Source organism: Paenibacillus sp. FW507-14B1B (genome assembly GCF_058781425.1).
This window is the reverse complement of the sequence record NZ_JBYSWS010000004.1, coordinates 499,934-511,033: the sequence shown is the minus strand read 5'-3', so window position 1 is coordinate 511,033 and position 11,100 is coordinate 499,934. Positions and strand designations below refer to the sequence as shown.

10 protein-coding genes are annotated in these 11,100 nt (G+C 46.7%); 1 reads left to right on the top strand and 9 read right to left on the bottom strand.

Annotation, left to right across the window (positions count from 1 at the left end; all coding sequences use genetic code 11):
- Positions 1–10: 10 nt before the first annotated feature.
- The 4 genes from AC3WJJ_RS20975 to AC3WJJ_RS20960 form a co-directional block, all read right to left on the bottom strand.
- The gene (locus AC3WJJ_RS20975; protein ID WP_492543574.1) at positions 11–997 is read right to left on the bottom strand and encodes a phosphotransferase enzyme family protein; all 987 of its coding nucleotides are present in this window, start codon (positions 995–997) and stop codon (positions 11–13) included.
- A gap of 68 nt (positions 998–1,065) precedes the next feature.
- A complete protein-coding gene (locus AC3WJJ_RS20970; protein WP_492543573.1) occupies positions 1,066–2,778 on the bottom strand; it encodes a hypothetical protein in 1,713 nt (570 codons plus the stop codon).
- Between the two features lie 13 nt (positions 2,779–2,791).
- The gene (locus AC3WJJ_RS20965) at positions 2,792–3,352 is read right to left on the bottom strand and encodes a PulJ/GspJ family protein (protein WP_492543572.1); all 561 of its coding nucleotides are present in this window, start codon (positions 3,350–3,352) and stop codon (positions 2,792–2,794) included.
- Positions 3,336–3,899, bottom strand: coding sequence for a type IV pilus modification PilV family protein (locus tag AC3WJJ_RS20960; protein ID WP_492543571.1), 564 nt, complete (start codon positions 3,897–3,899; stop codon positions 3,336–3,338). The genes AC3WJJ_RS20965 and AC3WJJ_RS20960 overlap by 17 nt, the downstream gene beginning before the upstream one ends.
- A 188-nt stretch (positions 3,900–4,087) precedes the next feature.
- Between AC3WJJ_RS20960 and AC3WJJ_RS20955 the strand changes: the two genes are divergently transcribed.
- Positions 4,088–4,864 (top strand): alpha/beta hydrolase, encoded by a 777-nt coding sequence (locus AC3WJJ_RS20955; protein WP_492543570.1) that lies wholly within the window; start codon positions 4,088–4,090, stop codon positions 4,862–4,864.
- A gap of 87 nt (positions 4,865–4,951) precedes the next feature.
- Here AC3WJJ_RS20955 and argH read toward each other — a convergent pair whose 3' ends face one another.
- The 5 genes from argH to argB all read right to left on the bottom strand — a co-directional run bounded on the left by argH (position 4,952) and on the right by argB (position 11,035).
- Complete coding sequence (gene argH, locus AC3WJJ_RS20950; protein ID WP_492543569.1) at positions 4,952–6,370, bottom strand: argininosuccinate lyase; 1,419 nt, start codon at positions 6,368–6,370, stop codon at positions 4,952–4,954.
- 144 nt (positions 6,371–6,514) lie between these two features.
- Positions 6,515–7,747, bottom strand: coding sequence for an argininosuccinate synthase (locus AC3WJJ_RS20945; RefSeq protein ID WP_422658552.1), 1,233 nt, complete (start codon positions 7,745–7,747; stop codon positions 6,515–6,517).
- A gap of 50 nt (positions 7,748–7,797) precedes the next feature.
- On the bottom strand, positions 7,798–8,754 hold the full coding sequence (gene argF / locus AC3WJJ_RS20940) for an ornithine carbamoyltransferase (protein WP_492543568.1): 957 nt from the start codon (positions 8,752–8,754) through the stop codon (positions 7,798–7,800).
- Positions 8,755–8,936: 182 nt separating this feature from the next.
- The gene (argD, locus tag AC3WJJ_RS20935; protein ID WP_492543567.1) at positions 8,937–10,172 is read right to left on the bottom strand and encodes an acetylornithine transaminase; all 1,236 of its coding nucleotides are present in this window, start codon (positions 10,170–10,172) and stop codon (positions 8,937–8,939) included.
- Positions 10,173–10,264: 92 nt separating this feature from the next.
- Positions 10,265–11,035: an acetylglutamate kinase gene (gene argB / locus AC3WJJ_RS20930; protein WP_492543628.1), complete on the bottom strand. Its 771-nt coding sequence runs from the start codon at positions 11,033–11,035 to the stop codon at positions 10,265–10,267.
- Positions 11,036–11,100: the final 65 nt, after the last annotated feature.

The following is an 11,100-nucleotide window of genomic DNA, read 5'->3' as shown; positions in this document are numbered from 1 at the left end:
TGTAAACCTTCTAGACGCTATAAAATATACGCTCACCTGAAAGGAAAGGAAGACCGTATTTCGCACACAATACAGGCATACGTTCACGCATCCACGGATGTACCGCCTCATTCTCCATCTGAAAAGCATAATAACCAATAATAGCAATTAACATGAAGCCTTCTATGAGAATCATATCGTGCTGAGGTATATGCGATTGTCCGTAGTATCCCCCCAGAAATGCTCCTCTATGTTCGGTAGGAATCATCATGGCTCCCATAGCAACATCCAGCAAATAATACCCAGGTCCAAAAAAACCAAAATCGATGAAACTCATCTTCCCATCAGGCGTTACGAGGATGTTTCCTAAACTCAAATCCCCATGAATAAGTCCCCAGTAATCTGTAGTGTCCCCTTGCTCTTCAAGACGTGCGTTAATTAACCGAATACTATCCTCTATAACTTGAACGTCGGATGCCGTGAATAGTCCCAGCTCATAACCACGCTTAATGGTTATCACTAGCTTATTGTTATATTCGATACCCTGGCTAGGCCTCTTGTCCAACCCAGTGGCTCGATATCCTCGAAAGAATGAATGCAACTCTGCGATGTCAGCTCCTACCTTAGTAACAAACTCAGCATCCATGAGATCTTCTTTCTCCAGGTCCCTTCCTTCTAACCACGTAAGCAATGAGCAGTTTAGGCTCTGGCCTTCATATTCTATAACCGTCACCAAATCACCATCTTGATTCCGAATAGGCGTTTGAACACGAAGCCCGATCTGACCTTCCAACGCCAATGCTTCAAGCATTTCTAGTTCACTCAATAAGCCATCATACGTATGCTGTGGCCCTGCCATACTTGGTTTGAACGGTTGATGGATTCGCATTAAAAAGGCGTTGCCATTTGCTTCGTCATCAACCTTGTAGGTTCTGTTCTCATTATGTCTAATGAACGTAATCACAGGCTGCTCCATGCCATAACTTTTTAAGATTAGAAAAAGATACTCCTCTGTCATTCATCGTACCTTCTTTCATCGTTAGAATTGTTCAACACAACCCAATCTGTTACGCGTAACGGCATCAACTATTTCAGTCTAACGTTCCCAACCCGGACACTAATGTTATTCACACGAGGAAGGCCTGCTCCTTGCTCTATGTAGACCTGATTATTATAGTTGGCACGAAATCGAATTAACCCTGTGTTATTGACCTGAATAACATCTCCTCCGTCCTTAGCTTCTCCTCTTACCGCATTCACCGTTAAGTCTCCTTTAGCGAAAAATCCGCCATTCAGTGAAAAGATAGATCCTACACCGTACAGTTCTGCCGTCGCATCGGTATAGAAAAAGGCGTTTAAGGTCTGAGTCGTATCTTTAAAAGCATCAAGCCGGTTTACGAGAATAGGACCTTTTGATATCACAACCGCTCCACTGCCCCCAATAGAGGCATCCTCTACTAAGGTAGAGCCGAGTACAAACACGGTGGAATCCAGTTGCACATTCCCTCGGATCTCAAGATTGCCGGTCACGAGCAGATTCGCATGAATAAACATCGCATGATCACTATAGTTATCTATCTTCATATTCCCATCAACAACATACCATTTCCCGCTCTTACTAACTCCATCCTTATACTGAATACCCGCTAGCTCTACCCCATCGAATACCAGATCACCCTTGATCACTTGGGAATCCGCTGGTCTTGTGAAGCGTTCAATGGCATTTCGGTAATCCGTCCATAGCATAATGTCCTCGGGCTCTAATGAATCCTCAGGTACAAGTGGCCGAACAGGCAATGTTCCCGGTATGGACATATCATATTTTAGAAGATAGTCCCCTAGAAACTCAGCAAGACCCACTTCGCTTATCTTACTCCGAACATACCCCCGGTCTACTCCTGCCCTGTCCCCGATGGCCTCCATCACTTTATCTAAGAAGGATTCTTCCACATTCATTTGAACGAATTTTCGATGATTCTTTATCTTCAGCTTGTCCATCGGAAGAATTCCAGGCCAAATGGTCCCCTCTTCCAGCATATCCGCTGCACTCATCGACCCACTCTTATCATTCTGTGTGTACATGACATCTTTTAAAGATTGGATATGTGCCTCTCCGCTATCCTTCTGCCCTTCACTAGGCTTTAATTCAAATGGTGTAGACTTCATCGTAAGAGAATTTGAATGAAAATCATACTGTGCTTCGTCGCTAACGTACAATTTTTCACCCGCATATATATTCCCTGTCACTTCAGGTGAACCGTTAATGGTTAAGCTCGCTTCTGACCCGAGTGTATATTTCAAAAAGTCCGGGAACGTATCAAACATAACCTCCTGAATCAGCTCCCGCTGAACCCCGTTCACGTCTGCTTGGGCTAACAGAGTCAGTTTATAACTCACAGGCTGTCCGTACTCCTCGATGCGCTCGTAATCGATGTCCTTAATCTGACCCTCTGCATCCGTCAGCTCTGTACTTGTTGGCAGTATCACATTATTATTCTTCAAATTACTCAAGTAATTATTAATTAGATTGTCTAGATCGTCCTTATTTGAATTGTTGCTCAGCTTCACTTTTGATTCCAATTCCGCTGTGATGTAAGCAACCGTTTCTTCTAAAGTCTTCTCCGCAAGGTGTAAGCTCTGCACATCATTCTTCCGGGTCTCTGTCCGCTGCGCACCCCCTACGGCTGCGCTAAGCACGGTAACACCTAATATTGTAAATAAGAGAGCAATGAACATGACCAGCACCAGCGCTGAACCTCGCTCTTCGGATATTCGTGCTGAATCCTTCTTATCAGGCATGACCCCTAGCCTCCTAAAATCCAAATTTGCTCTCAAGCTTCAGTTCATAATCACGATCATCTTCCGGCTGCTGCAGCTGCAACGAGATATGGATCAATCCACTATCACAAAAATTTGCGCCCTTGCACGATCTTCCATCCACCGTCTTGGACTGTATCTTACTACCGCTGAGATCAAAATCGACTGCGGTGCGTGGGTCATTCGAGAGGGGCGGCACCCCTACTTCACCGATAACGAGGGTACCATTCACAATTTCGATAGAGCGTCTTGTTGTACCCCCACCTTCCTCTTTGATCAGTACAATCCCTCTCCCACTGCTATCCGTACTTTCTATATTCTCTATGTAATCTGGTCCAAATGTATACAGCTCTGTCATAATCGAGGACATGACAATGTCAGCTTCATCTCGAAGGGCGTTCTCTATCTTGATTTTATGGTAGTTCCTAAATCCGAACATGGTTACAGCTGAGATCAAACCTACAACCAAAGAAAATATCGTCAGGGCTGCGATGAGCTCAATCAGCGTAAATCCGGAATCTGACCTGAGGCTGAAACGGCTAGCGTATTTTTTCATCTGTAATATATCCCTCCACAACCGTCTCATAGGCTTGTCCTCTAGGCCCACCCGGCCCTTTCACCACAACTTTCACGGGTAGTAGATACTGTGCCATCTGGATTTTTTGATGCTCGGGGACCGAGCTACTATCTGCTGGATCGCCTTCTAGCATTTCCGTATGCAGTTCATCCTGATAAGAGATTTCGAGCTCGTACTGAACATTATTGACCAAGGGATTCAGAATATCTGGGAGGATTCCTGGACTAAGGAACTTATCTTTATACTGACATTCGGAAGTGCTCGTGCAGAGATTGCCTACTAAACCAGGTTGCTGGGTATCTGATGTGAATAGTTGCTTCATGGTTTCAAAATCCTGCTTCTCCATATAAAACAAAGCATTCCGTGCGAGATTGACCATCACAGTCTTATTCTGGTTCGATTTAGAGTAGGACAAAGCATTCGTAAAATAAGACGTTAGTACCAGGGAGACAATCGACAAAATGACGATAGCAGCCAGCACTTCTAACAAGGTGAACCCATTTTCTTTTCGAAAATCTGTCTTCATGCCCGTTTCGCCTCATATTCTCTCTATTTTCGCATTTGCGAACAAATGATAGATTATTCCTATTTCCATTATATTCCGTGAAGCTCTGGTCATCAACCAATATGTGGGGATTTATAATGTATATCCACTATCATTTGTGCTATCATCTGAAATGAAATGGCTTTCATAGACGAAAGGAGATTATTCATATGGCACTTATGCAATGCCGTTTTTACTCGGAGGCGTTAGGACTCAGCACAAGCATGACCGTCATTCTTCCGCAAAATACAACCTCTCAAATTGGCATGGAAAGCCGCTCCGGCAGTCATCGCCATCCAACACTTTATCTACTGCATGGATTATCTGATGATGATTCCATCTGGCTGCGCCGAACTTCAATTGAACGGTATGTGGCTTCCTTGGGCATAGCCGTTGTCATGCCACAAGTCCATCGCAGCTTCTATACTGACATGGAATATGGAGGGAAGTACTGGACCTTTGTTAGCGAAGAGCTGCCTACTCTTGCCCGCTCTTTCTTTCCTTTATCGGACAAGCGTGAAGACAATTTCGTAGCTGGTCTTTCAATGGGCGGATATGGAGCCTTCAAGTTAGCCCTTCGGAAACCTGAGATGTTCGCAGCAGCTGCAAGTCTTTCCGGCGCACTAGATGTGGTAGAAAGATTTAACAATGAAGGGTTCAACCATGAAGCGCAGCTTATCTTTGGTGATCAACCCATCCAAGGAACAGATAATGACCTTTTAACCCTTTTAAAGAAGCTAGATCAATCTGAAGGACCCAAACCGAAGTTATTCCAATGCTGTGGTACAGAGGATTTCCTGTATGAGGATAACCTCACATTCCTAAAGGCTTGTAAGGAAACATCTCTGGATCTCACCTACGTGGAAGGGCCAGGAGCACATACTTGGGAGTACTGGGATGAGCGAATTCAAGACGTGCTGAAGTTTCTTCCTATTCGGGACATATAAGGTTTTTCGATTTACTACAATAAAAAAAGACTGCCATCAGGAAGCCTAATCATCTGCTTCCTTGGCAGTCTTTTTCATCTTGTTCTTTTATTCAGCCACTCCTGCGGAATGAGCCCCAATCCATTCAGCGGATACCGCCAGTGCCTGCTCCGCACGATCAATTGCCGCTTTCACCTGTGGTGAAGCCGTGCCACCGTATACGTTACGAGCGTTAACTACGGTCTCTGGCTGAAGCACTTGATAGATGCTATCATCAAACAGCGGTGAGAACTGCTGGAACTCTTCGAGCGTTAGATCCAGCAAGAATTTATTGTTTTGGATACAGTAAAGTACTGTCTTACCAATGACTTCATGTGCTTGACGGAATGGGAGTCCCTTCCCAACGAGGAAGTCAGCAATGTCTGTTGCATTGGAGAAGTCCGTATTCACTGCTTCACGCATCCGGCCTTTATTCACTTTCATCGTTGCGATCATTGGAGCAAATAATTGCAGAGCACCCTCAAGTGTCGCAACCGTATCAAACATGCCTTCCTTGTCTTCCTGCATATCCTTGTTATAAGCGAGCGGCAAGGATTTCAGTACAGTTAGCAAGCCCATCAGATTGCCGTACACACGTCCTGTTTTACCACGGACAAGCTCAGGCACATCCGGGTTCTTCTTCTGCGGCATGATACTACTGCCTGTGCAGAATGCATCGTCAAGTTCGATGAAATTGAACTCAGTGCTGCTCCAGAGTACCAACTCTTCACTTAGACGCGAGAGGTGCATCATAATCATGGACGCATCCGATAGGAATTCCAAGATGAAGTCTCGGTCGCTCACCGCATCCAGACTATTCTCATACACACCGTCAAATCCGAGCTGCTCGGCTACAAAATGACGATCAATCGGGAACGTTGTTCCTGCAAGTGCGCCTGCACCGAGTGGCAAGATATTAATCCGCTTATAGCTATCGATCAGTCGTCCAATATCACGTTGGAACATGGACACGTAAGCCATCAGATGATGCGCGAACAGAATAGGCTGTGCACGCTGCAGGTGTGTATAACCTGGAATGATCGTATCTAAGTTGTCTTTAGCTTGTCCGATCAATGCCGATTGCAGCTCATACAGCATACCAGTCAGTTCAACAACGCGGTTACGTAGATACAAATGCATATCCGTTGCCACCTGGTCATTCCGACTACGTCCTGTATGCAGCTTGCCACCGACAGGTCCTACTTCCTCGATCAGGTTCTTCTCGATATTCATATGAATGTCCTCGTCAGAAACGGAGAACTCAATCTCACCTTTGCGAATCCGCTCAAGGACTTTGTTCAGACCCGCTTTGATCGTCTCAACATCCTCTTGTGGCACAATACCGCATTTGCCCAGCATGGTCACATGCGCGAGACTCCCTTGAATATCCTCCTCAGCTAATTGTTTATCAAAGCCGATAGATGCGGTGTATTGTTCTACTAAGGCGTTTGTCTGCTTCGTAAAGCGGCCTCCCCATAACTTGCTCACAACTTTTGCCCCTCTCGTGTAAGGCAGAGGGCCGTCTCTAGTCTTGGCCACCTGAAAGCCCTATCCCTTTAAGGATCAGCTTCTAAGGTACCACTCGACATGAAACGGCCTTCGCCTGTTTAAGTATAGTTAAATTACCGGTGATTACTGATTCTGATTAACGCCAGTAGCCACTTTCAAACGCAATGCGTTCAAACGGATAAATCCAGTTGCATCACCTTGATCATACGCCTGTGTAGGATCAGCTTCCATTGTAGCGATGTCAGGATTATACAGGCTGACAGGACTCTTCACCCCAGCACCAATCACGTTACCTTTGTACAGCTTCACGCGAACTGTTCCTGTCACGTTCTTCTGACTTTCTGTTACCAGTGCTTGAAGTGCCAAGCGCTCAGGCGCGAACCAGAAGCCGTTATACACGAGTGTGCTATAACGAGTAATCAAGCTGTCACGCAGATTCATCACTTCGCGGTCCATCGTGATGGATTCCATTTTGCGATGAGCAGCGAACAGGATTGTTCCACCTGGAGTCTCATATACGCCACGGCTCTTCATGCCAACAAAACGGTTCTCAACCATGTCCACACGGCCAATACCATGCTTTCCGCCAAGTTCATTCAGCTTCTCCATTGCTTGAAGAGGGCTTAGCTTTTCACCGTTCAGTGCCACACAGTTCCCTTGTTCAAACTCTAGCTCCAGGTACTCAGCTTCATTCGGAGCATCCTCAGGAGATACGCTAAGCAGGTACATGTCCTTGCTCTCAGGAGCACTTGCATCGAACCAAGGGTCTTCGAGCACGCCACTCTCATAGCTGATATGTAACAGGTTACGGTCCATGGAGTAAGACTTCGCAGCAGATGCAGTCACCGGAATGCCATGTGCTTCAGCATAAGCAATCATCTCTGCACGACCTGGGAATGCGTTACGGAACTCTTCCATACGCCAAGGAGCAATCACTTCAATATCAGGAGCAAGTCCTGCTACGCCAAGCTCAAAACGAACTTGGTCATTCCCTTTACCTGTTGCGCCGTGAGCAATTGCAGTGGCGCCTTCAGCACGAGCAATGTCAACCATACGCTTCGCGATCAGTGGACGAGCAATACTTGTACCGAGCAGGTATTGTCCTTCGTACATTGCACCCGCTTGGAACATCGGGTAGATGAAGTCCTCAGCAAATTCTGCACGCAGGTCATCAATGTATACTTTAGAAGCGCCCGTTGCTAGAGCTTTTTCCTCCAAGCCATCGAGTTCTTCCTTCTGTCCGATATCAGCGGTGAATGCAATAATCTCCGCGTCGTAAGTTTCTTTGAGCCATTTTAGAATAATCGACGTGTCGAGTCCGCCGGAATATGCGAGTACAATTTTTTGTTTAGCCATGGTTTCATTCTTCCTCTCTTTATCGCTTGCTTGAGAATTCTCGCAATCTATTAAGCCATCAGAGCAACCATCAATGCTTTTTGAGCATGCAGACGGTTCTCAGCCTGATCAAAAATAACCGAGTTTGCGCCATCAATGACGCCTTCACTTACTTCTTCACCACGGTGAGCTGGTAAGCAATGCAGGAACAGGTAATCCGGTTTCGCCGCCTGTGCCAGCTTCTCATCCACTTGATAGTTCGCAAAAGCGATTTCCCGCTGCTTCTGCTCTTCCTCAAAGCCCATGCTCGCCCATACATCAGTATAGATGACATCCGCGTCTTTAACAGCTTCTTGCGGGTCCTGCGTAACGGTAATCTCCGCTCCGGTCTCGCGCGCAATCTCCCGGCTCAATTGAACGATTCGCTCATCCGGTTCATAGCCATCTGGGCTCGCTATTGCAACATGCATTCCCATCTTGGCTCCACCAATGAGCAGGGAGTTCGCCATGTTATTGCCATCACCAACAAAAGCCATCTTGAGGCCTTTTAGCTTACCTTTATGCTCAAGAATCGTCTGAAGGTCAGCAAGTACCTGACACGGATGTGCCATGTCACTAAGTCCATTAATGACAGGAATCGATGCATAACGAGCAAGGTTAATCACATTATCGTGACCGAAGGTACGGATCATAATGCCGTCCAGATAGCGAGACATGACCTGTGCCATATCACTGATCGGTTCTCCACGTCCAAGCTGAATATCATTCTTACTCAAGAAGAGCGCGTGCCCACCTAACTGGAACATACCAGCTTCAAAAGATAATCTCGTCCGTGTGGATGATTTCTCAAAAATGAGTCCGATCGTCTTGCCTTTCAGCGGTTGATAGACCTCACCGTTCTTCTGCTTCCGCTTGATCTCAATGGCTGAATCGAGCAGATACTGAATCTCTTCTGTCGTATAATCGTCTAATTCGATCATATCGCGCCCTTTAAACGTCATCTCCTGCACTTGTCCGCTCGGGGTCATATGCTGCATCCTCCTTACCAATTTCTTGATATTTTTTATTGTATCATGATTGGATTAATTTCATATACCTTTAGCTGCTTTCAATCAAGGGTATATATAGATCAAAACGGTTTTGTTTGTCTATATATAGTTTCAATTACATTGTTTTAATAAGTTATGAAATTGATTCGATTATACTGGATTTACATTTGGTTCACTGCGGTATGCTCATGAATAAGCTTGGCTAGTATGCTCACCGCTTGGTCAATCTCTTCCTTCGTCACAAGAAGATTCGGAAGAAGTCGAATGACATTCGGCCCTGCAGTTACGAACAGAAGTCCATTCTTCTGCCCTGCCAGAACGATATCACCAACCGGTTCAGCACACTCGATGCCGATTAATAGCCCCAGGCCGCGAATTGCCTTTACAAAAGGATGGCGCCCAAGCTCCGCATTCAGACGCTCCGTTAAATACTGCCCCATATCTGCAGCACGCTGCGGTGCTTGCTCCTCCAAAATACTTTCAATTGTCGCCGTCACGACCGCCATCGAAATTGGTGTTCCGCCAAAGGTTGAGCCGTGGCTTCCAGCAGTGAAGGCTTCGCGCAAATACCCTTTGCCAAGCATTGCGCCAACCGGGAAACCAGATCCAAGCCCTTTTGCCACGGTGAAAATATCCGGCTCAATACCGTAATGCTCATGCGCGAACAGCTTACCTGTACGGCCCATCCCAGTCTGCACTTCATCGATGATGAGCAGTATGCCATGCTTACGGCAAAGCTCATCTACAGCCTTCATGAATTCCGGTTCAACGAGGTATACCCCGCCTTCTGCCTGCACCATTTCAATCATAATCGCAGCAGTATTGTCGCTGATCGCCGCTTCGAGTGCTGGAAGATCATGCAGTGGTACGGTTGTGAATCCGGCAGGAAGTGGAAGAAAGCCTTCCTTTACTTTATCCTGGCCCGTTGCCGTCAGTGTTGCCAAGGTCCGTCCGTGGAAAGATTGATTGAACGTAATGATTTCAAAGCGGCCCGTACCTTTTACCTTTTGGTGATAACGACGTGCAAGCTTGATTGCAGCTTCATTCGCCTCAGCGCCACTATTGCAGAAAAAGACCGCGTCAGCGCAGGTGTTCGCCGTTAACAGGGACGCTGCTTTTTCCTGACCGGGAATGTGAAACAGGTTAGATACATGCCACAGTTCATCAAGCTGTGCTTTTAGCTTTTCTTTTACTTTTACAGGAGCATGCCCGAGATTTGTTACCGCGAGTCCACACATAAAGTCTAGGTATTTGTTGCCTTTGTCGTCCCAGAGCCAGCTGCCTTCCCCTTTAACCAAGCTGATCGGGTATCTAGCATAAGTCGGAAACAACGAGCTTTCTGCTACTTCCTTCGAGTTCGATCCTCCAGAGAGCTGTACCTCATTACTTTTGCCCATTCCTGCCACACTCCTGTCCTATAAAGTATTATGGCCGGATGGCTCCGGCCGGGTACTACCCTAATCGCTGTATATGAAAGCCATAAAGCTAACTACATGCGTACGATACGCGTTCCGATCTTCTCTCCCGATAGCACACGGCTCAGCACACCTGTTTCGCTACCGTCAACAATCACAACTTCACGGACCTTTCCGTGAATGCAGCTGATCGCTGCTCTAACTTTTGGAATCATGCCGCCGTAGATTTCACCTGTCGCAATCATGTCCTCGATTTCCTGCACGGTGATGGTCGGAAGAACTTTTTTCTCGCCGCCAGCACCCTTCATGATCCCGGGAACATCTGTCACCACAATCATCTGGCTTACCCCTAGATGTGAAGCAACCGCGCCTGCGGCGGTATCGGCATTGATGTTATATCGCTGTCCTGAAGCATCTACACCGATCGGTGCAATAATGGGCATATACCCCATTTCTAACACACCTGTAATAATGGATGACTCCACCGATGTCACGTCACCAACGTAGCCAACCTCAGCACTATTCACCACGGGTTTAGCCTGAATGAGTCCACCATCTGATCCAGACAATCCAAGAGCTTTCCCGCCAACGCTCTGAATGCGGCGCACGATCTGCTTATTGATGCTGCCTGCCAGCACCATCTCTACTACGTCAAGCACCTCTTCTGTCGTCTTGCGCAGTCCGTTCACGAACTCTGTCTCAATCCCAAGCTTCTCCAGATTACCGGAAATTGCAGGGCCTCCGCCGTGCACGATGATGGGAGTGACACCCTGCTCCTGAAGATTCATCAAATCCTCAAAAAAAGCTTCAGGCAATGCAGCAAGCGTACTTCCTCCGCATTTCATCACAAAGTTATTCACAGCTACCTCGCCTTGCGGCTGTTTCGTAAGATTATCAGCGATACTATTCA